The 22,415-nt window shown below is 35.7% G+C and carries 22 protein-coding genes; 6 read left to right on the forward strand and 16 right to left on the reverse strand.

Going from position 1 to position 22,415, the window contains the following annotated elements; translation table 11 throughout:
- Positions 1-5: 5 nt before the first annotated feature.
- The 7 genes from yajC to E0946_RS00280 form a co-directional block, all read right to left on the reverse strand.
- Positions 6-356 carry a preprotein translocase subunit YajC gene (gene yajC, locus E0946_RS00250; RefSeq protein WP_133200465.1) on the reverse strand — a complete coding sequence of 117 codons (351 nt, stop codon included), beginning with the start codon at positions 354-356 and terminating at the stop codon, positions 6-8.
- Between the two features lie 13 nt (positions 357-369).
- Complete coding sequence (locus E0946_RS00255) at positions 370-855, reverse strand: phosphatidylglycerophosphatase A family protein (RefSeq protein WP_133200466.1); 486 nt, start codon at positions 853-855, stop codon at positions 370-372.
- The gene (locus E0946_RS00260) at positions 852-2,114 is read right to left on the reverse strand and encodes a peptidylprolyl isomerase (RefSeq protein ID WP_133200467.1); all 1,263 of its coding nucleotides are present in this window, start codon (positions 2,112-2,114) and stop codon (positions 852-854) included. Before E0946_RS00260 ends, E0946_RS00255 begins: the two co-directional genes overlap by 4 nt.
- Positions 2,115-2,137: 23 nt before the next feature.
- Complete coding sequence (locus E0946_RS00265; RefSeq protein WP_133200468.1) at positions 2,138-2,953, reverse strand: peptidyl-prolyl cis-trans isomerase; 816 nt, start codon at positions 2,951-2,953, stop codon at positions 2,138-2,140.
- Positions 2,954-2,956: 3 nt separating this feature from the next.
- Entirely contained in the window at positions 2,957-4,198 is a 1,242-nt protein-coding gene (locus tag E0946_RS00270) for a hypothetical protein (RefSeq protein ID WP_133200469.1), read from the reverse strand.
- A 258-nt stretch (positions 4,199-4,456) separates the two neighbouring features.
- Positions 4,457-5,788, reverse strand: a complete 1,332-nt coding sequence (gene dnaA, locus E0946_RS00275) for a chromosomal replication initiator protein DnaA (protein WP_133200470.1) — start codon at positions 5,786-5,788, stop codon at positions 4,457-4,459.
- Positions 5,789-6,352: 564 nt separating this feature from the next.
- On the reverse strand, positions 6,353-6,598 hold the full coding sequence (locus E0946_RS00280; RefSeq protein WP_133200471.1) for a hypothetical protein: 246 nt from the start codon (positions 6,596-6,598) through the stop codon (positions 6,353-6,355).
- A gap of 258 nt (positions 6,599-6,856) precedes the next feature.
- On the opposite strand from E0946_RS00280, the gene E0946_RS00285 reads away from it, so the two are divergent.
- The gene (locus E0946_RS00285) at positions 6,857-7,468 is read left to right on the forward strand and encodes a chitobiase/beta-hexosaminidase C-terminal domain-containing protein (protein ID WP_133200472.1); all 612 of its coding nucleotides are present in this window, start codon (positions 6,857-6,859) and stop codon (positions 7,466-7,468) included.
- 75 nt (positions 7,469-7,543) lie between these two features.
- On the forward strand, positions 7,544-9,061 hold the full coding sequence (locus E0946_RS00290) for a S41 family peptidase (RefSeq protein ID WP_133200473.1): 1,518 nt from the start codon (positions 7,544-7,546) through the stop codon (positions 9,059-9,061).
- 8 nt (positions 9,062-9,069) lie between these two features.
- Here the strand turns inward: E0946_RS00290 and rfbB are convergent, their stop codons facing one another.
- From rfbB to wrbA, 6 genes are read right to left on the reverse strand one after another with little or no spacing between them, the layout of a single operon-like run.
- Complete coding sequence (rfbB, locus tag E0946_RS00295) at positions 9,070-10,158, reverse strand: dTDP-glucose 4,6-dehydratase (protein ID WP_133200474.1); 1,089 nt, start codon at positions 10,156-10,158, stop codon at positions 9,070-9,072.
- 1 nt (position 10,159) lies between these two features.
- The gene (locus tag E0946_RS00300) at positions 10,160-11,014 is read right to left on the reverse strand and encodes a ParB/RepB/Spo0J family partition protein (protein ID WP_133200475.1); all 855 of its coding nucleotides are present in this window, start codon (positions 11,012-11,014) and stop codon (positions 10,160-10,162) included.
- On the reverse strand, positions 11,011-11,778 hold the full coding sequence (locus tag E0946_RS00305; protein WP_133200476.1) for a ParA family protein: 768 nt from the start codon (positions 11,776-11,778) through the stop codon (positions 11,011-11,013). Before E0946_RS00305 ends, E0946_RS00300 begins: the two co-directional genes overlap by 4 nt.
- 22 nt (positions 11,779-11,800) lie before the next feature.
- Entirely contained in the window at positions 11,801-12,424 is a 624-nt protein-coding gene (gene rsmG, locus E0946_RS00310) for a 16S rRNA (guanine(527)-N(7))-methyltransferase RsmG (RefSeq protein WP_133200477.1), read from the reverse strand.
- Entirely contained in the window at positions 12,424-14,913 is a 2,490-nt protein-coding gene (locus E0946_RS00315) for a HEAT repeat domain-containing protein (protein WP_133200478.1), read from the reverse strand. Before E0946_RS00315 ends, rsmG begins: the two co-directional genes overlap by 1 nt.
- Before the next feature lie 58 nt (positions 14,914-14,971).
- Positions 14,972-15,583, reverse strand: a complete 612-nt coding sequence (wrbA, locus tag E0946_RS00320; RefSeq protein ID WP_133200479.1) for an NAD(P)H:quinone oxidoreductase — start codon at positions 15,581-15,583, stop codon at positions 14,972-14,974.
- A gap of 506 nt (positions 15,584-16,089) precedes the next feature.
- Between wrbA and E0946_RS00325 the strand changes: the two genes are divergently transcribed.
- The 4 genes from E0946_RS00325 to E0946_RS00340 are packed head-to-tail and all read left to right on the forward strand — an operon-like array spanning position 16,090 to position 18,115.
- Positions 16,090-16,587 (forward strand): RNA polymerase sigma factor, encoded by a 498-nt coding sequence (locus E0946_RS00325; protein ID WP_133200480.1) that lies wholly within the window; start codon positions 16,090-16,092, stop codon positions 16,585-16,587.
- Between the two features lie 45 nt (positions 16,588-16,632).
- Positions 16,633-17,106, forward strand: coding sequence for a zf-HC2 domain-containing protein (locus E0946_RS00330; protein ID WP_165942038.1), 474 nt, complete (start codon positions 16,633-16,635; stop codon positions 17,104-17,106).
- Complete coding sequence (locus E0946_RS00335) at positions 17,103-17,558, forward strand: periplasmic heavy metal sensor (protein WP_133200482.1); 456 nt, start codon at positions 17,103-17,105, stop codon at positions 17,556-17,558. Before E0946_RS00330 ends, E0946_RS00335 begins: the two co-directional genes overlap by 4 nt.
- Entirely contained in the window at positions 17,555-18,115 is a 561-nt protein-coding gene (locus tag E0946_RS00340; protein ID WP_133200483.1) for a Spy/CpxP family protein refolding chaperone, read from the forward strand. The genes E0946_RS00335 and E0946_RS00340 overlap by 4 nt, the downstream gene beginning before the upstream one ends.
- Positions 18,116-18,285: 170 nt before the next feature.
- On the opposite strand, the gene E0946_RS00345 is transcribed toward E0946_RS00340, so the two are convergent.
- From E0946_RS00345 to E0946_RS00355, 3 genes are read right to left on the reverse strand one after another with little or no spacing between them, the layout of a single operon-like run.
- On the reverse strand, positions 18,286-19,725 hold the full coding sequence (locus tag E0946_RS00345) for a TldD/PmbA family protein (protein ID WP_133200484.1): 1,440 nt from the start codon (positions 19,723-19,725) through the stop codon (positions 18,286-18,288).
- 10 nt (positions 19,726-19,735) lie between these two features.
- Positions 19,736-21,061 carry a TldD/PmbA family protein gene (locus E0946_RS00350; protein WP_133200485.1) on the reverse strand — a complete coding sequence of 442 codons (1,326 nt, stop codon included), beginning with the start codon at positions 21,059-21,061 and terminating at the stop codon, positions 19,736-19,738.
- A 23-nt stretch (positions 21,062-21,084) separates the two neighbouring features.
- Entirely contained in the window at positions 21,085-22,353 is a 1,269-nt protein-coding gene (locus E0946_RS00355) for an amidohydrolase family protein (RefSeq protein WP_133200486.1), read from the reverse strand.
- Positions 22,354-22,415: the final 62 nt, after the last annotated feature.

Consider the following 22,415-nt stretch of genomic DNA (forward strand, 5'->3'; position numbering starts at 1 on the left):
ATATATTAGGCATTAGCTTTTTCAGCAGAGCTAACTATACTGGCAATTGCACCCTTCTGGATTTCAATTCTAACATGGTTGTTATCATCTATTTCCAAGACAACGGTATTCTTGTCTGGTTTGATAGAAACGATACGACCATAAATTCCGGAAGTGGTAACAACTTTGTCATTTTCTTTCAAACTATCCAGCATTTTTTGCAGCTCTTTTTGCTTTTTTTGTTGCGGCATAATCATCAGAAAATACATCACTACAAATAGCAGAATTAGAATAATTAGAGTGCTCATTCCGCTTGCTCCGGAACTCTGTTTTGCTTGTGCGCTGTTAGTAGCAGCTTGAAGTAGAGTATATATCATTTTTTTCTCCTTTTTAGCCAAAGAATTTTGGCGCTATAAGTTTTATGAAATGAATCAGGATATTAGTATAGACTCCTGCAATGAGGTCATCTATAACAATACCCCAACCCCTGGGCAGTTTTTGTGAAATCTTTATGGGAAAGGGCTTGGCAATATCCAAAGCCCTAAAAATAACAAGAGCATATACAGCCATTAGAAATGATTTCGGTAATAGTAATACACTTAGAAAAAATCCGCATACCTCGTCAATCACTATTTGAGGTGCATCAGGTCCAAGCTTTTTTTCTGCTTTAGAACTTAACCATACAGCTAAAGCAATCAAGATGACAAGAAATCCAGTATACCAGAGCCATCCTTTACCGGAAAATAGCATTTGAGGAAGCAAGAGATAGATAGCTGCTGCTACAATAGAGCCATAGGTTCCGGGAGCATAAGGAATAAATCCAACTCCGAAAACTGAAGCCAGGAAGGTCTCTACAGATAGAGATTTAGATTTCATTTTTCAAGTATTTCAACATAAGTTTCTTTTATTAATTTATCTATCCATTTATTATAAGCAGATTGTAACTTATACTGGTAAAGATAAGTGTAAAGTTTATCTTTAACTTCATCATAGGTGAAAACACGAGGAGGAATTTCTTTAAGCCGGACAAAAATATACAGGGTTCCGTCTTTTTCCAGGACAGGGGTCATTTTCCCCACCGGAGTAGAAAGAATGTAGTTTTTAAAGGGTTCAGGAAATTCATTTTCTGTAAGCTCTCCTATAATGCCTTTGTTTTTGGTAACATCAGGGTCAGTAGAATACTGTAAGGCAAGGTCTGAGAAAGAACTTTGTCCACTTTCATAAAGTTCACGAATTCTTTCCATAATGGCATAGGCAGCTAAGGTATCAGATTTTGTAGGTTGAACCAATTTGAGGATATGACTGGCTCGCACCTCATCTCTTCTTTTATCAGTAAGTTTCAGAATATGATAGCCATTTTCACTTCGGATTATCCCAGATATTTCTCCTATATCCATAGAGAAAGCTGCATCTTCTATAGGTTTTAGCATCATACCCCTGCTGAAATAGCCTAAATCACCGCCTCTAACTTTACTTGGGCATTCACTAACCTCCCTGGCTAAAGTAGCAAAATCTGCTCCTGCATCTAATCTCTTTTTAATGTCCTGCATTTGCTTATACACAGAATCTTCAGTGGCTTTACTTGCAGTAATTTTATACTTTATCATTCCTGTTTCCCAGGTGGTAGGTTTCACAGCCATTGAGTCCTTAGTTGTATTATAGAATTCACGCATCTCATCTTCCGTAACCGATACCTGTGAGCTCACATATAAGTCTATCAATTGCTGAGTCATAGCATTATTTTTAATTTCTTCAATGAAGTATTCTAATAATTCAGCTTCAGTGAGATTTTCTTGCGCTAATGCAGCTTGGAACTCTTGAGGAGAAGGATATTGAGATTTTAATTCCTGAAGATAGTTTTGAGCATATCTTTTAATTTTATCGTCATCAACTTTGATGTTTAATTCTTTAGCTTTTTGAGAGATAACCTTTTGTTCAATTATTTCACGTAAAGCCATATCCATAGAAATCTGTTCTTTTGGTATCCCAGCCAGTTGCATCTGATACATCATTTTATAAACATCACTTAATAGGATAATATCTGATCCCACTTTTGCGACAATACGGTCAACCAGCTCAGCTGAAAGTGAGAAGATGAGGAATGAAGTTAGTAGTATAAGGATTAATTTTTTCATTATATTCCTTTTTATTATAGAGATTAGTAATAGTAGTAGATATTGTTATTTTTCATTTTGAGTTCACGTACTAAATCGTTGTAGACTTGTTGTTTTTTTTCTTTTAGCAGTAGTTCATAGATTTCATTACGATAGTCTACAAAAGTGGCTTCTTGCGTTCCTTCTCTTTGTTCAGTGTAGCGAATGATATAAGTTTTTCCATTAACAGTAACTATGCCTGGTTCGTTAATTTTAAGCTTATGCGCTGCTTTCCAGAACAGTGAATCAGGACTATTAGCAGAGACAAATCCCATTCTTCCTTGTTTATATTTTAATTCTTCTAAAGAGTTTTCTAAAACTGCGAGATTAAAATCGTATTCACCGGTTTTAATTTTAGTTAACAGGTTTTTTGCAGCATTTTCATCTGGGCAGAGTATCCTTTGAATGTTATATTCCATCAGTTTTTTAGTAAAATCAGCTTGATGTAAGCGATAATAATTAAACATTTCTTCTTCACTGATAGTTAAATTAGCCAGTTTTCGGGCAAGCAAAGCATTAGCTTTAACTTTCTTTACGGCATAATCTATACGCAGTTTTGTTGCATTTTCTTCACTAATTTTTTCTTTATCCGCTTCTTGAGCCAGAATGGTAAGATTAACCCAGTTTTCTATCTCTTTTCTTTTTTGAGTTTCACTTAATTTATTCCATTGTTCATCTGTGTAAAGAGAACGAAATGCTTCTAAAGTAAGAACTTCTCCATTAACTTCTGCCAGTGGAGTGAATTCTTCCTTTTCTTTTTTTAATTCACAACTTGAGCAGAGGATAAATACCATTATTGCTGCAATTAAAAATCTTTTCATACTTTAGAGAAAGGGTGGAGTGTAAGTAACTCTTAGTTTAGGCTGTTTTTCTGCAGGAGTGCTACTATCATTGAAATGCCATAATTCTATCTTTCCGTAGTTAATTAATTCTTGCATAGAACGGATAACAATTCCATAATTCATTTTATCTCCAGAAGTATAAGCTTGAATTAAAGGAGTTACATTAACTACTAAACTATCTCCTCGGATATAAGATTGAGTGATAATCCCAGAAGCAACCTGTTCATCTAAGACAGCTACAGCAGTATTTATATCCAGTGAATCATTCACTCTATCAGCTCTTAATCTGTATTGAGTAGAGGTTCCATAATAGGGATTTTCTTTAACATACAAGATAAGTTCTGCATGATTGATAGTAGTTCTCTTAAGTTGAATCTCATTAAGTGGATTTCCCTCTGTATCTTGAAATAAAGAAAAGTTCATAGGGAAGTATAAATATATTCTGGAAGGTGGTATATTGCTTAATATCCATTGATTGGTTATTATAGGTGCAGTTTCTTCATCTATCCGATAACTATCCTTGTTGCAGTATTGTTCATATTTCTTTTCTGTAGGATTCTCACCTGTGGTTCTATAAAGAAAATGGAGTTTTGGTCCAGAACCTGATTCCAATGATTTAAATTCTATATATGAATTTTCTCCAGTTTTTATAGCCAGAGTCAATCCCAGAGAATCAGCTTCAGAAGTCCATTGTTCTAAAGCTGCTACAGGAATAGGTATTTTAATTTGAGTTCCAGCTGAGCTAATAGAATCAGTGATAGTATATGATTGAGGAGTAATTAAACTTAAATTGGAATCCTGGATAAGATTAGTGCTATCTGCTGCCCAGCTTTGATTTAGTTTATAAATCATAACTTCAACAGGATTACGAGATTCTGAAAATTTTCTCGTAAGCACGAGATTAAGATAGGTAGAATCCTGGTAAGCTTCTGGTATATGAAATGTTCCCACGGAAGGTAAACCTGTAAAACGCACAAAAGCTACGGATTCTATACCATTATAATTTCCACAGACTAAACTGGTTTCTGTTCCTTTTATAGAACCACTACCAGGAAAACTGTAGCCAGCTACTATATCTAAAGGTGTAGTAAAAGACATAGGTCTTACATTAGACCAGTTATTTCCGGTTGGATTAGGGTCATTAATGCAACCTCCCAATATAATTGCCAGAAATAAGGTTGCTACGAGGAGTAATCTCATTTTCTGAAGATGAATAGTTTTCATATATTACCTAATTTATTAAAATAGATTTTCTTTTATAGTAGTTTAAGTAGGCAATGTGAATAAGTGGATAAAGGGTCAAGTCTTTTTTTATCTTATTGAAATAAAGCATAATATCTTTAGAGATTTTTTGGGGATAAGTAGTGGGTAAGTTCATACAAAGTTAAGTTTTTTCCACTCTGCCAGGTAAGACATATCTTATATACTAGCTTATCCACATTAATCCACCGGAATTATCCACTTATCCACATAATTTTAAGGTTATGACTTTATATTTTTGATTAGTTGCTCAATATGGGACCGGAAATTTATATCTTCACGAAAGCGGTTTTCAATCATTCTTTTAGCATGAATAACTGTGGTATGGTCTTTTCTTTTATAATACTCTGCAATCTCTTTTAGAGAGAGCTGTGGTATGAGCAGATTTGCCAGATACATAGCAATTTGCCGTGGATAAGAAATTTGCTGTCTTCTGGTTTTATCAACAATTTGTGGCATTGTAATATTATAAGCCAGACAGACTTCTTGGGTAATGGTATCAAGTGTGATTTTTTTATGTTGTTCAGATATCATATCGCTAAGAATAGAACGGACTGTTTCCACATCTAATTCTTCAGGATTATGATTATTGTAAGATGCATAGGCTAAAATACGGATTAGAGAACCTTCCAGAGCACGGACACTGGAAGTAATGGATTCAGCAATGAAAGAGAACACCTCATCACGGAGAACAATATTTTCCGGTTCTGCTTTTTTATGAAGGATAGCCACCCGAGTTTCAAAATCAGGATTCTTCAAATCGCAAAGTAGACCACTTTCAAACCTGGTTACCAGTCTTTTTTCTAAATCTGGTATATCTTTTGGAGGACGGTCAGAGGTTAAAACTATCTGTTTACGATTGTCAAATAGAGCATTAAAAGTGTGGAAAAATTCCTCTTGAGTACCTTCTTTTTTGGAAAGAAAATGCACATCATCAACAAGAAGTAAATCTACTTTACGGTATTTGGAACGAAATTCAGGCATCTTGTTGGCACGAATAGATTCTATCATCTCATTTGTAAATTCTTCACTGGTGGTGTAATAGATAGAACAATTACGTCCCTCTTTTACAACATAATTTCCTACGGCTTGCATTAAATGCGTTTTCCCCATTCCACTTTCTCCATAAATAAAAAGAGGATTATAGGTGTATCCTGGAGCTTCAGCTACTGCTTTAGCAGCAGAATAGGCAAAATTATTGTTTCGTCCCACCACAAATTCTTCAAAACTAAAACGTTCATTGAGCTTGGTATTGACCATAACCCGATTATCCGAATAGCCAGCGGTTTGATTAGGATTGTTTTTCACATAATGAGGAGGAGAAATAAACTTTATCTTATAATGTTGCTTATACAAGGCATAAGCAATCTCTCCTAAAGTATCAGTATAGTTTTGATTTAAATAATTTGCCGCAAATTGCGTTGGAACCTTGACTACAAGTTCATTATCCGAAATATCCACCAACTTTGTCTCAGAAAACCAGGTTCTAAAGCTCTGTGGATTGATATTCTCCTCTAACTTATCTAAAATATTCTGCCAAATATCCTGATCCATCTTACCATCCTAAAGCTAAAAAAATTTATTTATCCACAAAATCAGGAGAGGCTTGTCCTCAGCCTAAACCCGATTCTTTATTTATTGCTAATCAATAAGATAACTATAATTTAAGTTCAATTTGTAGTTTTCTTTAGATTTAGTTATCCACACATTTTCCACATTCAATTCCCACTTCATTCACTTCAAACTCATCCTTTAATTTTTACTGTGGATAGCTTTTCTAAGGTGGAAGTTCTTGTCAAGTGGCTAAATCATTTAACTATTTATAATTACAGGGTTTCATAATCTATAAGTTATGAAAAATAATATTATTAAAACTTGAATCTTGGTTTTATAAAAATCCCTGGTCAGAATTCTATCCAATTATCATAAAGTAAATTAAAGAAATTTTAAATTAATTTAATCTCAATTAGGAAGAGGTGTATTCATTAATGAGCTAATAGATTTGAAATTATAAAGATAGGGATTTTTGATTAACTCTTCCATAATATGAAGGGAAGAAAAGTTATCAGGCAGAAAGTTCAAATTTTAAAATTAAGGGAAGGAGGTAGTAAAATATCTTTATTGGTGGCTTTTTAGAATTTGAATGAACCTCTTCCAAAGTAGATAATTGAAATTAGAAGCATATTTATCCAGGATGATTTTATCTATCTCAAGAATTTTTTGCTTTAGCTCAAGCGGTATGGAATCCCATTCTTTTTCATAAGATAATCGAGATATAACTTCAATTTCATCAGCTGGGTCATTTTTTTCCAGATAATCCAACAAAAATCCATAGCATTTAACATCATATTTTGTTACTGCCATAATAAATCCTCAAGTTATCAGTATATTTAATAAACATCGTAGAAAACGGTTTTATTATCTAACTTAGACATAATATTTATTATTCAAGGATTGATTTTACCTTATGTGTCAAGGAAGATTATTTCAATAGAGAGAAAAGACCTGGTAGAAAATAAATTGACAGAAAGATAAGAATAGATATAAAGGGCAATTGCTTTAATGAATGGCACAGAATAGAATTTTATTATGAGATAAATGAAAAAGTGAAAGAGGTGAATTATGAAGAATCCTCGCTTTATTCTTATATTAGTCTTGGTGTTATTTTCGTTATCTTGCTCTAAAAAAACGACAGAACTAATTCAACTGGATGCACCGATATTTAATCCAGGAAGCGGGACTTATTTAGCTGGTCAAGCTATCTATATTACCTGTCCTGAGTATGGAGCATCCATATATTATACGGTTAATGGTTCTGATCCCACGCAAAATGATGTTTTATATGATAGACCGCTAATTATTCCGAATTTCTTTCCAGAGGGTGCTAATTCAGCCACCATTAAAGCCAGAGCATATAAAGAAGGATTTGATCCCAGTAATGTTTCTACTGCCACATATTTTGTATCTTATTATAATACTGTGGCAACTCCTATTATTTCTCCAGTAGGTGGAAATATCACTACAGAAACAATTATAACTATTGTATGCCCAACTTATGAAGCACAGATATACTACACTCTTGATGGGACAGAACCTACCCAGAATTCCATACATTATTCAGAAGGATTTACTATATCCCAAACAGGTGAAGTAACTCTTAAAGCCAGAGCTTTCAGGCAAAACTGGAATCCAAGTGAAATAGCCGTAGCAAACTATGTGGTAAGTAATCCCTGATTGATAGGATAAATTATCTATCTTTATCAAAAGAACTTAGAACTACTGTAAAAAATTAAAGGACTAATCCATACTATGAAAATCCAATTATGTTGGTGGTTAGTGATAGTATTTCTTTTTATCGGCATTCTTAATGCTACCACTGAATCTATATCTGCTGAGCTCTCATATAACATCTTTCAACAAGACTTTGACTTTTTTCAAAAGACCTTGCGAGAATCGCATCCCAATATCTATGCCAATTTACCCGAGCCAGAGTTTAATAAGCAAGTCAATCTTATAATAGAAGAATTAGCCACGGAAACAGATACCCTCCATTTTTTAGCCAAATTAAAACAGTTTTCTCATCTTTTAGGTGATGCTCATACCGGTCCTTTTTATTACCAGAAGGAAACTCTATTTTATCCTATTGCAGTATGCTGGTTGAATGATAGCTGGTATATTAATGGAACGATGAAAGAATTAGCTGATAATATAGGAAGTAAAATAGTCAGCATAAATGGGAAAGATGCAGAGGAGTTTATGTCTACTTTGATGACCCTCTGCGGAGGCGAAAATATCTATTGGTTTCGTGAGTGTGCCGGGGATGTTATGCGTTATTCTTCCAATCTAAAATTATTAGATCTGGCAGTTGAGGATAATGATTTGCATTTGGTGGTAGAAAAAGAAGGACAAAAAAAAGAACTTATCCTGAAAGAAGTAGAAAATTGTAATTGGAGTATAGTTTCATTTAGCGATCTCACACAATATAAGATGGTTAATTATTGGGGGAAAGCATTAACTGCAGATGATATATATTATCTTCAGTTTAACCACTTTTCAGATACCAAGAGCGATAATTCCAAAGATGAGTTTTCCAACTGGAAGTCTTTTTTAGTTCAAACTTTTAGTACCATTGACAGTCTTAAATTACATAATCTGGTCATTGATTTACGAAATAACTTTGGTGGTAATTCTTTAATGGGAGATATTCTTCTTTCCTATTGTAAGTTACCAGATTCTTTAGCTACCTTTACCTGTGATTTATGTATCAGCGAATTGATGTTTAAGGATTATGATATGGATTTAGAGGATATAAAAAAGATTCTTTCAGAAGAATTGAATAGAGAAATAGAAGATTTTATTTTGCCCTATGTTATCAAAGATATGGACAATGGAGTAAAAAAAGTATCAACGGAAGAATATTGTAATCAGCAAATAGGCTCTTTAAAAGAAACTAATATGCTAACTCCTCTTTTTGATGGGAAAATTATTATTCTAACGGGAAACAAAACCTTTAGTTCTGCCGTAATGTTTGCCACTATGTGTCAGGATAATGGATTAGCCACTATTTATGGAACACCCACAGGTGGGAAACCTTCTTGTTTTGGAGATATTTTATCCTTCACTTTACCCTATACAGCTATTCCATGTGGAGTTTCTCATAAATATTTTCGTCGTCCGGATTATACCAGAGATCCCTCAGACAGTCTTTATCCAGATGTCTGGTTAGAGATTAAAGCTGAAGATTATTTTTCCGGGAAGGATTCTGTCTGGGAAAAAGTCAGAGAAGATATAAAAAATAATACAGTGCCTGAACCCAGAAAGCTTTAATGAGAATTTCAGATGGTTGATTTATTATTTCTTCCCAGTCCCAATCTTTGTTGTTGATATTTCTTATTTTGAATGTTTTTCCACCAGTCTTGATTTTCCAGATACCAGATAACTGTTTTACGAATTCCAGTATTAAAAGTTTCTTTAGGAGTCCAGCCTAATTCTTTCTGGATTTTAGTTGAATCTATAGCATAACGTAAATCGTGTCCAGGGCGGTCTGTTACATAAGTTATCAATTGTTTATAGGATTTCAACTCAGATGAAGGATGCAGTTCATCCAGAAGCTCACAGATAAGGTTTACAATGTCTATATTCCTCATCTCGTTATGTCCTCCGATATTATAAGTTTGACCTGGAGTTCCCTGTTGGATGATATAATTAATAGCTTCACAATGGTCTCGCACATACAGCCAATCTCTTACATTTAAGCCCTGACCATAAACAGGTAAAGGTTTGTGGTCAAGACAATTAAGAATCATCAGAGGAATAAGTTTTTCTGGGAATTGATAAGGTCCATAATTATTGGAACAGTTAGAAATAGTAACAGGAAGTCCATAGGTGCGGTGCCAGGCTCTAACCAGATGGTCAGAACTTGCTTTGGAAGCAGAATAGGGTGAAGAAGGGTCATAGGGAGTGCTTTCTGTGAACAATCCTTCTTCTCCTAAAGAACCAAAGACTTCATCTGTAGAAATATGATGGAAGCGGAATTTCTTCTGAGTTTCTTTATCTAATTTTTGCCAGTAACGCAAAGCATTCTCCAAAAGCACGGCAGTTCCGACAATGTTTGTATTTATAAACTCCATAGGACTATCAATAGACCTATCTACATGAGATTCAGCAGCAAAATTAACGATAGTGTCTGGCTGAAATTGTTCAAAGATAGAAGCTATTTTATCTGTATCAGCGATATCAACCTGTTCAAAGAAATAGCGATTGGGATATTTCTTTTCAATGTCCTTTAAACTTTCCAGATTTCCCGCATAGGTAAGTTTATCTATATTGAGAACATAACCAATGAAATCTGGGTTTTCAAATAGATGATGAATATAATTAGCACCAATAAAACCTGCACCACCCGTGACAATTATGCGCTGCATATCAATCCCTCCGGAGAGTGTTTAATAGTTCTTTTAAATGTTTAAGTTCTTCTGGAGAAGAATATTCAAGGGTAATTTTTCCCTTTCCACCTCGTTCTTTCACTTTAACTTTCAACCCCAGAATTTTATGTAAATCCTTTTCCAGACTTTTCAATATCTCTGGATTGGTTTCTTGAGATTTCGGCTTTTCCTGTTGAGGCACAAAAGTCTTAGCTTTTTCTTCTGCCTGGCGAACAGTTAAATGATACTTGATAATATGTTGAGCAAATAAAAGTTGATATTCAGGGTCAATACTTAAGATGGCACGTGCATGACCTGAACTAAGTTTCCCTTCCGAGACCAGAGCTTGGATTTCTACTGGTAGTTTAAGCAATCTGATACAATTAGAGATAGTGGGACGGTCTTTACCTACAATTTGAGCTATTTCTTGATGAGTGAGAGAGAAATCTTCTACCAGAGTTTGATAGGCACGGGCTTCTTCTATAGGGTCTAAATCTTTTCTCTGAATGTTTTCCACTATAGCAAGTTGGAGCTGTTCTTTTTTATCTACACTACGTATAACTACTGGAACCGAGTCCAGTCCTGCCAGTTTTGCTGCCTGTAATCTGCGTTCTCCAGCTATGAGTTCATAATCTGAACCGGCAGTTTTATTCACAATTATCGGCTGGATGATACCATTAGCTTTAATAGATTCTGCCAGTTCCATCAAGCTTTCATCGTCTATCACCAGTCTTGGCTGTAAGGGATTGCGCTTTATTCGCTCAATAGGTAGGGTACTCAAATGAGCCTTGAGGTCTTCTCTTTCCTCTTTATCGGGAATTAAAGCACTTAAGCCTCGTCCAAGATGTTCTTTCATTCCTGTGTCCTTTCAATAATTTCGGTGGCAAGATTGAGATAACTCATAGCCCCAGGAGAGCGGATATCATATAAAAATATAGGTTTACCAAAACTGGGAGCTTCGGTTAGCTTGATGTTACGCGGAATAATTGTGCGGAAAACCTTCTCTTTAAAATAGTGTCGCACCTCTTTGGCTACTTGTAAGGAAAGATTTACTCTCCGGTCAAACATCGTTAAAAGAACGCCAATGATATTGACACTCGGATTTATATTTTTCTGAATCAATCGGATAGTGGAAAGTAGCTGACTGACGCCTTCCAAAGCATAATATTCACACTGGATAGGAACTAAGAGGTCTGTTGCAGCGGTTAAAGCATTTACGGTTAAAAGTCCAAGAGAAGGAGGACAATCTATGATGATATATTCGTATTGATTTAAAACAGGTTGGAGGGCTTCTCTTAGTTTTTGTTCTCTGGCAAATTCATGAACCAGTTCAATTTCTGCTCCAGTGAGGTCTATGTTTCCAGGGACACACCAGAGATTATCTGTTTCCGTAGGAAGAACTGTCTCCGTGATAGGGACTTTACCAATTAAAGCATCATAGATTTGCAAAGAAAGGTTATCTTTATCTATACCTACTCCACTGGTGGCATTACCCTGAGGATCAAAATCTACCAGTAAGGTCTTTTTTTCCAGCACTGCCAATCCAGCAGCAAGATTAACGGCAGTAGTGGTTTTTCCCACTCCTCCCTTTTGGTTAACTATTGTAATTATTTTAGCCATAGTATATTATATTTAGTTTTTATTATCTGAGCATAGATGGTGCAAGAGCATAAATAACACGTCTACCATAGGATAAATCTTCTTTTATTAGCTCTCTCGGGTTTAAGGCAGCTATATCACTATAATCCTTAGCCTTATAAAGAAGCATCATTCCTTCTGGTTTAAGCAATCTTTTTATTGGTCCAAAGTAGCGTTTTTCCATTTTTACCGCACGGCAGAGCAGGTAATCAAATTTTTCATCCGTATCATAATCTTCCAGACGACTACATATTGATTCACAATCAGATAACTCCATTTTAAGAATCATTTCACTGGTGGCTCTTACTCTTTTATGAATAGAATCTATGAGCACCATCTTGCAAGAAGGAACCGCCAGTTTAACTGGAATTCCTGGTAAACCACCACCCGAACCAAAATCCATTATTTTCTTATTTGAAAAATCAATAACTTTTAAAGGAAGAAGACTGTCAAGAAAATGGTGAGTCCACAGGTTAGAAACAGGAGTGGCACGAGAAAACAAATTGATATGTTGATTATATTCAATTAGTAACTGATAATACTTTTCAAATCTGGAAATAATCGTATCTATATCTGAAAGCTTAAGTTCTTGCAAAAATTGAATGAATTCTTCTTTTTCCTTGATCATCAATTTATTTCTGGAGGGAGATTACGAAGCAAAGCTTGAACTAAGAACGAAGTGTCGTCTTTCATCAGCATTAATGCTTCCCGAGCAGAGGGATGTTTAATCTGTTTTAAGGACCTGGCGGCAAGATAACGAAATCTCTCACTGGGATGATGGATATAGTTTTTAAGCAGATTCACACTTTTTTCACTATTTATAGCACCCAAAACGGAAATACAGGTAGTTTCATATTTTTTCTGATTTAGAAGTCTCTCAACATAATCTAAGAGCAAGGTATCTCCCGTTTCAGCAATTAGAGAGAGTGCATTCTTTGCTGCTAAACTATCTTCTATATCTATCACTTTATATAGTTCCTGGATAAATTTTGGAGATTTAGCTGCCAGAGTTTCCAGAGCACGGTATTCAAGTGAAGATTGAGTATTAATTTTATTAGAGATAATAAAGGGGATAGCTTCATCTGCTCGTTGAACCAAGATTTCACGACCTTTTTGAACTCTTTTAACGGCAGAACCAACTTCCCATTCTGAAGCAGCGGCAAATATTTCTTCTATTTTATCTGTTTCTTTAGGTAATGGTGCTTCTTCAGACAGCTTTTCTATTTCAGTTTTAGTTGTTCTATTCAATTCTATATCCCGACCTATACCATAGGTTCCACTATACCAGCTGCTATTATTAGCCTTTAGAGTGTCTGGATAGGTATCAGTTCCACCTGCATCAAGAAATAGACCTATTCCACCAGTGCTACGAGAGTAATTGGCATAGCCGTAATTTTGTGGATATTGCCGTTCATAGCGGTCATCACCACATTTATCAATAAAAATTCCCACAGAATTAGTTAATCCGAGACCATTTCCACCAGGAATGGAATAAGCATCATTTCCCGAACTATCTATAAAGATACCTAAAGCCCAATCGTGACCTGCACCCTGTCCAGGTCCATTTCTACTATAGTAAGCATCATCGCCAGATTCATCAAGTAAGAAACCACAGGCAAGATGAATACCAGAACCTTGAGGATAGTAGACTGTATTATAGACATCATTTCCAGATATATCAATCAATAGACCTGTTGCATACCAGTAACCTGAACCTTGAGCATAAACTCCACCCAGATATTTATCATTGCCCTTACTATCAAAAAGTAAACCTAACCCTCCTGCCATATCAGGACGGAGACCAAAACCCATACCTTGTCCCAAGGTTAGATAATCCAGAGGCATTAGCGGTTCGTGAAAATATTTTCCTCCCAGATAATAGACATCTGCTCCGGAAAAATCCAGAATTGCACCTGTACCATAAGTGCTGCCGAAACCTTGTGCCATGCAAGTGGCTTTATAGCTATCATTGCCTTCAAAATCAATTATAGCTGCCAAGCCAAACATTGCTGCTCCCTGAGAGAATAGACCACTTTGATAGAAATCATCGCCAGATTTATCTTGATGAAGATTTATCCCTGTAAAAGAAGCAAAAGAAAAATCGCCCGTCTGATAAATATCATCTCCACTTAAATCCAGTGAATAACCAAAACCATATTCACTGCAAAACATAGAAGCAATATCAGGATTTCTATACAGGTCATTTCCTTGAAGGTCAATAAAGATATAAAAGGGATTATCCAGACTGGTTTTAAGCTCAATTTCATAACGGTCATTTCCCGCTGGGTCAAGCAAAAAACAAATAGGAGAAAGTTTTTTATCCTTATAGACATCATCTGCCTTAGTTCCAATAATCATATAACCAGAATCTGTTCGCTTAATGATGGGGCTTTTATTATTAAACTTCAAGGTGTTGCAATGTTCAGCTAAAGCGTCAGAAAGAGCGAGAAATTTTATTCCAGATTGTAAAAGCAGGTCAAAATGCAAACGGGAGAATTCCTTTTCCAGCTTCTCTATATTTAGTTTGCTATATTCAGGAAGATTCTTTTGGGCAAAGTAGGATTTATAGGTAAGAGTATCTTCTGCTTCAATGAACTGCCACAACCAGTAACTTTGGAATTCCATAAGCCTGTTTCTATTCACATCGCGTGTAACTTGATTAAATTCCTCTTTAAAATTCTTTAGATGTGCATCCAGCCATTTAAATATATCTTCAGGCTTTTGTACTTCTTTTTTTAACTGGCTATTATAAACTGATTTAGCCGAGGGATAAAGCGTAGTAAATTGATAAGGATTGAGATTGAAAGCAATGCCTCCTAATTCACGAAGCAATTGTTCCAATTCACCACTTTCTGAGGAATCACACAATTCTTTAATATGCTGTATGTCTTCCAGAGCTAACCAGGGATTCTGTAATTGATTTAACTGCCAGTTTAATTTATATTTAGTGCTTAAATCCCAGTCCTTTTCAAACTTTAAAGAATTAGAAGTTAATCCTGCAGAATCAAGCATATCAACCAATTGTGCTATCTCTGCAGTAGAAAGAATTCCCGAGGTGTCAGCAAAGAATATACTGACGGAAAGAAGGAAGAGTATAAAAAAGATGAACCGACGCATAAAAAAGCTCCTTATCATAAAACATTTAATAAGGAGCCTGAATTTGTGTCAATAACAATCAGCTTCTAAGCTTAGCAGTTAACTGGGCAACATATCTTCCTTGATAACGAGCACCATCCAATTCTATGGGAGAAGGCATATGAGAATTATCCCCTCTTACAATGGTAGAAGCTCCATAAGGAGAGCCACCAACAATTTCATCCATTGTGGTTTGACCATCAAAAGTATAGGGCAAGCCTGCTATAATCATCCCATGATGAAGTAAGGTTATCATAAAGCTCAAGATAGTTGATTCCTGCCCTCCATGTTGAGTGTTTGTACTGGTAAAAACAGCACCAACTTTTCCTACTAAAGAATGACGAGCCCAGAGCTGTCCTGTGGCATCAAGAAAAGTCTTCATTTGAGCTGACATATTACCAAAACGAGTGGGAGTGCCAAAGATAATCGCATCTGCGTCAGCTAAATCTTGAACATCTGCTACGGGAATATGTTCAAATTTCTTTTGAGCTTCCGTTGCTTGCATCCTTTCTAAAATCTCAGGGGACAAAGTTTCTGGCACCCTTCTTAAAATCACTTCCGTTCCAGGAACACTCTGTGCTCCCTCTGCTTCTGCTTTTGCCATTTCATAGATATGTCCATAGGTGGAATAAAAAAGCACTAATATCTTCATTTTATCAACCTCCTCTTATAGCAAAATAGTAACCGGAATAGCATCATTGTCCAAGAGAAAAATTCACCCTTCCTTTTAAATAAACCAGGATAATAGTAACAATTTGCGATAGATATATAATTATTAGTGTTGTTCAAAAACATTCAGCTTTATATTATCAAATGTATAACACTTTTCTTTTTTTATTGGCTCTCTCTTGGCTCTTTCTTAGCTCTTTTGCTAAGAAACAGGAAAGAAATAGAAAGGAGGGGAAAATAATTTTCTAACGAATAGTCAATAAAATAACCTATTGATTGAGGGAAAGATAATTACCAGGAAGAAAACCGCAGTTACCTTAATGAGACCTAATGTGCTAAGCTGAACTTTTTCCAGGCTAACCTATTCAAACTTAAGATAAATAGCAAATAAAAAGAGAAAGTGCAAGAGACCAAATATCTTGACATCATTTCTAAAGGATAATTTGAAGGGTCTAATCCCTTTTTGGCTAAAAATTATAAGGTAATATAATGAAAAAAGAGCAGTTCCCAGAATTCTTAAAAGCTAATGAGAAAAGGATATATAACTATTTGCTTTCCCTTTTAGGGGATGAAAGCGATGCTAATGATGTTGCGCAAATGGTCTTTCTATCCTTTTACGAACATATTGATAATATAGATGAATCTACTGCTCTTTCCTATCTGTATCGCATTGCTCATAATAAAAGTATGACCTATCTGAAACAGAAGAATCGTTATGTTAATTTTGAGCCTCAATCCTTTGAACAAATGCAAGATCGCAGCAATAAGGTTAATGAGAAAGATTATTCCTTACTTCATTCAGCCATTAAAGAACTTCCACCCCGATTAGCCAGTGTTATTCAACTGCAATACTTTGATAAACTTAGCTATAAAGAAATAGCAGAAAAATTGGGCATAAGTGTAAAAGCTGTAGAATCATTATTGGTAAGAGCTAAGAAACGACTGCGGAAAAAATTAATGAAGGATAGAATGGAAGGAAGGGTATAGAGTTATGAAAAAGATTAAAAGAATGAAATTTGTAAAGAGGCAACCGTGAGATGCAGTAAAGCTCAGTTTCTGATAGAATTAAAGCTTGATAATGAACTTCCAAAAGAGAAAGGAAAAGCTCTAAAGCTGCATCTGGAAAATTGTCCCCAATGCCGTAAATATGAAGCGGAAGCCAGGAAATTACAGCAATTATTAAGCACCTTTCCTGTTCGTGAATTTCCTTCCTGGTTGCATAATAGCATTCTGGAAGAAACGGTTAAGCATGAGCGGAAAAGAATGTTGAATAGATATATTGTTAGATGGCAAACCATTCCTGCTCTTATAGCAATAGTTTTAAGTTTGATAGGAGGTTGGGCATTAGGGAAAACTGCTTATATTAGGGTTAACCCTCTTCCAGATAATGCTTCCGTAATCTACAGCAATCAAGTATCACAGACGGATAGTTTGAATCTGGTAGTCTTTGGAGAAAGCACCTTGATGGAAGATTTATTTTACCAAATAAGTGAGGATTATAAATGAGTAAACGCGTGTTGACTATTCTTTTACTTATATCGCTTTTTCTTAATGCCGGAATTATTGGTGGTTTGATAGTTATGAATGTATTTCGGCACAATCATATAGAGCATCATTATCAAAGACCTCCAGATGGACCTCCACCTAATAATAAGGGAAGATTTGCTCCACCGGATAGATTTGACCCTCAGATTGTAGCCTTGCGTGATAGTTTCATTAAAACTAAAAAGGAATTGATGGAAGAGCTATCTAAAGACCCAGTAGATGAGGCAAAAGTCAAAGCCATAATTGAAAAATCGGTGGAAGCTCAAAGCAAGATGGAAAGAGCTATGGGCTATAAAATGCTGGAATGGCGGAAAACTATGAGTGCTCAAGAAGCAAAAGAACATTTTTCATCAAAAATGGTAAGACTGGACACTCAGGGAGAAAAAAATAATCAAAGGAGAAAAGTAAAATGAAAAAGACCTTTATTATCACACTAATCGCTTTAATGTTAATAGGCATAATCTGGGCTAAAGATACAGCTAAAACTATGCCACCTTCAATGGTTAAAAGTAACAAAACTTCTCAAATGAATGCCACTTTAGAATTAAATCCTCGGTCTGAGCAGGTTAGGTTCAATAAATCACTTAAAGAGCTTAACTTAACCGAGGCACAGAAAAAGAAGCTGGATGAATTGCAACTTAATCATAGAAAAGCAATGAATACAATTAATGCAGAAATTAGGAACCTTCAGCTTGATCTGCATAAAGCTTTGAAAGAGGAAGATTACACCACTGCAAAAATACTTAATAGCCAGCTTTATGAGAAAAAACGCATCCGAGCTAATAACCTGATTGAATTGAGAGAACAGATTATGAAAGAGTTAACTCCAGAGCAGAAAACTAAAATGCAAAATCTATTTCCCGGAAGTGGTATGGGTTTAGGTTCTCGTGATGGAAAATTTTCTCCCAATGTAGATAGATGTCCTAATGCAGATGCAAATCATTTAGGTTGTGGCAAAAATTGTAAATAATCAAGATAGGAAAAAATTTTTAAAAATAACTGACCATAGCTTTTAACCTCTCTAAAGTGAAATCTAAATAAAAGGTGCGTCGTAAGATAAAACTTTACGACGCACCATTTTTTTATATAGTGTTTCTTTCTGCAGGTTAATTATGAAGCAGCAGAAAGCTGATTCTGCTCTTATATTTTTACCCGAACATTAATGTTTCTGAATCTAGCAGGAGCAACTCCATGAGATAATTGCATTGATTGTCCGGGTTCTCCTTTACCACAATTGAAGGTGCTTTGATAATCCCATTCTTCAGGACCACAAACACGATCACAGGAATTCCAGAATTCCTTAGTGATTCCAAAATAGGTTGGTTCTTTAACAATTCCCACTATCTTTCCGTTTTCAATTTTGTATCCTATTTCTGTGGTAAACTGGAAGTTATTACGATTATCATCTATACTCCAGGTTTTGGTGAAATCAAGTAAATAACCGTGTTCAGTGTCCTGGATTAACTCATCTAAAGTGCCTTTTCCAGGAGCAAGACAGAAATTAGTCATCCGCACCAAGGGGAAATCATCTCCATAGGAAGCTCTCATATTAGAAGAAGGTTCCAGACCAAGTAGAGGAGCTATCTGACGCGAAGTTTGCTGATTTACCAGGATTCCATTTTTGATTATATCCACTTTCTTTCCTGGAACTCCCTCATCATCAACAGGATGATAGCCCATTCCACGAGGGTCTGTGCTATCACTGAAGATATTCACTACTGGAGAAGCATACTGGAAAGAGCCAATCATTTCAGGCTTAATGAAGGTTTTACCGGCATAAGATATCTCCATACCAAAGATACGATCTGCTTCTGTGGCATGTCCTACGGATTCATGTAATTGGAGAGCAAGATGACCACTTCCAATAATGATATCTGCTTTATCTTCTTCAATAGTGGGAGCAGACAGTAAGTCAGTGGCTTCTTTGATTATGCGTTCAGTGTTTTCTTCAAATTTATGTTTATGGAATATCTCAAATCCAGCTCTTCCAGCACCCATATGTCCAGGCCAAGTGCGAGATTGCACTTGAGCTCCATCTGAAGCTAAGACTGACATCATAGGAAGGGTATTATAAAAAGTGTAATGAGCATAGGTGCCTTCACTATTAGCATAGTATTTTTCCTGACGCATAAAAGCTGCATAAATGATAGAATGTACAATCTTTTCCTGTGGTTTAATAGCTTCCGCCAATCTCTGAAGGTAATCAATCTTTTCCTCTTTTGCCATTTTAAAAGGATCTTGTTCAGGATGATGTTCATATTCCGCTTGGACAGGAGAAAGAGGAGGGAATTCTACTTTAGTTTTCTGGAAAAGGCTTCCAAAATGGGCATTAGAGATAGCAGTATGGATAGCTTTATCTATGGAAGCATTACTTAAATCTCTGGTTCCAGCAAAGCCCCAGCAACCATTTATCAACACTCTAATACCCAGAGCAATAGAATCAAGGTTGGTACTATAACCTCTGAGAAAGCCATTCTGGAAAAAGATGCCTTCATTATCTGTGCGAGTGATACGTACATCAGCAAAAGTGATTTCGGGAAGCGATAATTTTTGTATGGTTTGTTTTATTATTTGTTCCATTTTATTACCCTCAGATTGTTTTAGTAGATGAAGATATATTGAAATCTCGCACTAAAGCATGGGGAGATTTCACCGTTTCAATATCAAAGATTTCGTAATTTCCAGAAAAAGGAACAGGATGACTGCGATTTTCCAGAGCCTGGATATGTTCAAAGATACGGGCAACTTTTTCCGTGAAACGAAGGTTATTTACTACTTTAGTAATCTTCCCATTTTCAATAAGAAATGTTCCATCTCTGGTTAAACCAGTTATAGAGGTTTCTTTAGGATTGATAAAATTCATATAGTGAAGACTGGATATAAACAGTCCATGTTTGACGCTACCTATCATTTCATCCAGAGTCTTGTCTCCTGCCTCAATTTTTAAACAAGAGCCGGTATTTCCGTTTTTAGGAAGTCCTGTCTTGTGTGAATAATAGTTATCACACATAAAATTACGGAATATTCCATTGTCCACCAGAGAAAGATAACGATAGATATGGCCATTAGAACCGTAATCCTTATGAATTATTTCCGGGTCATCCGGGTCATCACAGATACTAATCCATTCGGGAAATACCTTTTGATTGAGTTTTCCTTCAAAGAAACTGCTGTGCTGGTCTAAAGAGCGTGCATGCATACCATAGGTAAGGTATTGAGCAAATTCACCCAGACAGCGTGGAGCAAGAATGACATCATAAGTTCCTGGCTCAATGTCCACAATATCGTTAAAACAATAGCCAATTTTTTGTAATAAATGTTCAATAAAGTTCTGTTCCCGGAAATATTGAAAGTCTTCTCCCCCAAATGCTTCTATCACGGTCACTTGAGACTTATTATGAACAGCTTTAACTTCCAGATAATAAGGAGAATTCTCACTGGTTTTATCTAATCCATTGCTGTTAATGAGTCTGTATTTTTGATAGTTACAGACAAAGGAGCCAAATATATCAAAATTATGTGGTGCAACAGCTTGTGCAATTCTTGATAAGATTTCTGTTTTCAATTTTAAGGGGATTGCTTCAATATTGTTTTTTACTTCTCTTGGTTTTGCCAGGGTTTTGTCATTCTCCAAGTCTACAAAATAAGGGTCTTCGGGCAATTTATCTATTATTGCCAGGGCATTGTGGACAGCATTATCAAGTTTTTCAGAAGTTGCATTATCCAGCATAAAGTTAAATGATTTTTTACCCTTGTAGATAGTTGCACTCAGCGTGGTTGTTTCCTTGCTGATGTTGTAATTGGTCTGGCTATGATAAAAGCGCAGGAAATCCGTTGTCCAGTATTGTTCAATAATCTCATATTGGAGCTCAGGATGTATGTCCAGCAGGCTTTTCAGGTATTCCAGATTTTCCATTTATCCTCCAGTTAATATATTTTTTAAATCCAGGAAGTGGTATTATATCGTCTCTTAGGGGAATTTCTACGAAAGAGAAAAGAACCACTGGCAGTTGCTGCTTTCCCTTTTTGAACCACTCTATTTCCTCTTAGATATACCTCTTCTATGCTTCCTTCCAATTTATTTATACTGCCATCAGGTGCCTTAAACAGAGTTTCTTTTTCCGGGTTATAAATCACAAAATCAGCATCTGAACCAGCTGCTATACAACCTTTAGTGGGATATAGTCCCAATCTCTTAGCTGAATTTTCACTAGTCATTTTTATCACCGTAGCCAGTGGAACCTTTCGCTTTTTCCATAGTTCTGAGAGTGTCCAGAGATAGGAATAGGGTAACAATTTTTCCGTTGTACCCCGAAAAGCTAAACTCACATTTTCAGGAACAGATGAAGCTTCAACATTATTGGAAAGCATATAGATTTTATTGGTGCGTAAAAGTTCAAAAAGTTGATGTTCCGGGTCGTCCAGCTCAATCTCTTGACCAAGGTCAATGCCAGAGAAAAACTTCATCAAATCTGCAATATTTAGGGCATAAGAGATATCTGTGCGTTTATAGATACTGTTCAAAAATTCCAAGGTAGGATAATATGAAATATAAGGGAGATGGATAGGATTTTCTTGAATGCGTCGTAAAAGTTTCTTTATAGCATTATCCTGGGATTGGAATGAGAATTCCTGGTCATCTTCAAAATCATAACCTTGAAAAGCAAAGAGAGTATCAGATTCGTAAATATCCAGAAAAAGGTCCATTATTTCTGGAAGAGATATAGTAGGAATGTGTTTATTGGGAGAAGGATGTAAAAGTGCAAAACCTACTATTCCCTGAGACCATAATTCTTGAGCTGCTTCAGCGTGATAAGGATAGGAGGCAATATTAACATTTCCCCAAAGTGCCATATCCAAAAAGGAATTCTTTTCTATCAGATCTTGCCAGTATTTAATATCTTCTAAGTGGAAAATGGGCTTTGGATTAAAGTAACTCAGTTCAGCAAAAGTTGTCCATCCACCTAATAATGCGGACTTAGTGATATGAGCAAGGTTTTTTTCAGCGTCTTTTTCAGTTATAATATGACTATGGGCATCAACTGCTCCTGGAAGTAATATTTTTCCTTTAAGATCTATAATCTCGGTTAACTCATCTGATTGGATTTCATCACTGGAAATTTTGATTATAGTTTCATTAAACAGGACATTAACCCGTTTAAAAGCTGCCGAGGATGTCGGAAGAGAGACATTTGTGAATAACTTCATACTATTCCAATATTATAACTTTCCGCTTTCTGTATATTTATAAGAATAACGAATCATTTATA

It is taken from the genome of Candidatus Syntrophosphaera thermopropionivorans (assembly GCF_004353895.1).
Classification (GTDB): domain Bacteria; phylum Cloacimonadota; class Cloacimonadia; order Cloacimonadales; family Cloacimonadaceae; genus Syntrophosphaera; species Syntrophosphaera thermopropionivorans.

Excerpts from the sequence above, each read along its gene's own strand:
- E0946_RS00355 (WP_133200486.1), bottom strand. The coding sequence starts at position 22,353 with ATGAAGTTATTCACAAATGTCTCTCTTCCGACATCCTCGGCAGCTTTT.
- E0946_RS00305 (WP_133200476.1), bottom strand. The coding sequence starts at position 11,778 with ATGGCTAAAATAATTACAATAGTTAACCAAAAGGGAGGAGTGGGAAAA.
- E0946_RS00300 (WP_133200475.1), bottom strand. The coding sequence starts at position 11,014 with ATGAAAGAACATCTTGGACGAGGCTTAAGTGCTTTAATTCCCGATAAA.
- E0946_RS00265 (WP_133200468.1), bottom strand. The coding sequence starts at position 2,953 with ATGAAAAGATTTTTAATTGCAGCAATAATGGTATTTATCCTCTGCTCA.
- wrbA (WP_133200479.1), bottom strand. The coding sequence starts at position 15,583 with ATGAAGATATTAGTGCTTTTTTATTCCACCTATGGACATATCTATGAA.
- E0946_RS00350 (WP_133200485.1), bottom strand. The coding sequence starts at position 21,061 with ATGGAAAATCTGGAATACCTGAAAAGCCTGCTGGACATACATCCTGAG.
- rsmG (WP_133200477.1), bottom strand. The coding sequence starts at position 12,424 with ATGATCAAGGAAAAAGAAGAATTCATTCAATTTTTGCAAGAACTTAAG.
- E0946_RS00345 (WP_133200484.1), bottom strand. The coding sequence starts at position 19,725 with ATGGAACAAATAATAAAACAAACCATACAAAAATTATCGCTTCCCGAA.
- E0946_RS00335 (WP_133200482.1), top strand. The coding sequence starts at position 17,103 with ATGAGTAAACGCGTGTTGACTATTCTTTTACTTATATCGCTTTTTCTT.
- E0946_RS00255 (WP_133200466.1), bottom strand. The coding sequence starts at position 855 with ATGAAATCTAAATCTCTATCTGTAGAGACCTTCCTGGCTTCAGTTTTC.
- E0946_RS00315 (WP_133200478.1), bottom strand. The coding sequence starts at position 14,913 with ATGCGTCGGTTCATCTTTTTTATACTCTTCCTTCTTTCCGTCAGTATA.
- rfbB (WP_133200474.1), bottom strand. The coding sequence starts at position 10,158 with ATGCAGCGCATAATTGTCACGGGTGGTGCAGGTTTTATTGGTGCTAAT.
- E0946_RS00280 (WP_133200471.1), bottom strand. The coding sequence starts at position 6,598 with ATGGCAGTAACAAAATATGATGTTAAATGCTATGGATTTTTGTTGGAT.
- E0946_RS00260 (WP_133200467.1), bottom strand. The coding sequence starts at position 2,114 with ATGAAAAAATTAATCCTTATACTACTAACTTCATTCCTCATCTTCTCA.
- E0946_RS00270 (WP_133200469.1), bottom strand. The coding sequence starts at position 4,198 with ATGAAAACTATTCATCTTCAGAAAATGAGATTACTCCTCGTAGCAACC.
- E0946_RS00340 (WP_133200483.1), top strand. The coding sequence starts at position 17,555 with ATGAAAAAGACCTTTATTATCACACTAATCGCTTTAATGTTAATAGGC.
- E0946_RS00325 (WP_133200480.1), top strand. The coding sequence starts at position 16,090 with ATGAAAAAAGAGCAGTTCCCAGAATTCTTAAAAGCTAATGAGAAAAGG.
- yajC (WP_133200465.1), bottom strand. The coding sequence starts at position 356 with ATGATATATACTCTACTTCAAGCTGCTACTAACAGCGCACAAGCAAAA.
- E0946_RS00290 (WP_133200473.1), top strand. The coding sequence starts at position 7,544 with ATGAAAATCCAATTATGTTGGTGGTTAGTGATAGTATTTCTTTTTATC.
- dnaA (WP_133200470.1), bottom strand. The coding sequence starts at position 5,788 with ATGGATCAGGATATTTGGCAGAATATTTTAGATAAGTTAGAGGAGAAT.
- E0946_RS00285 (WP_133200472.1), top strand. The coding sequence starts at position 6,857 with ATGAAGAATCCTCGCTTTATTCTTATATTAGTCTTGGTGTTATTTTCG.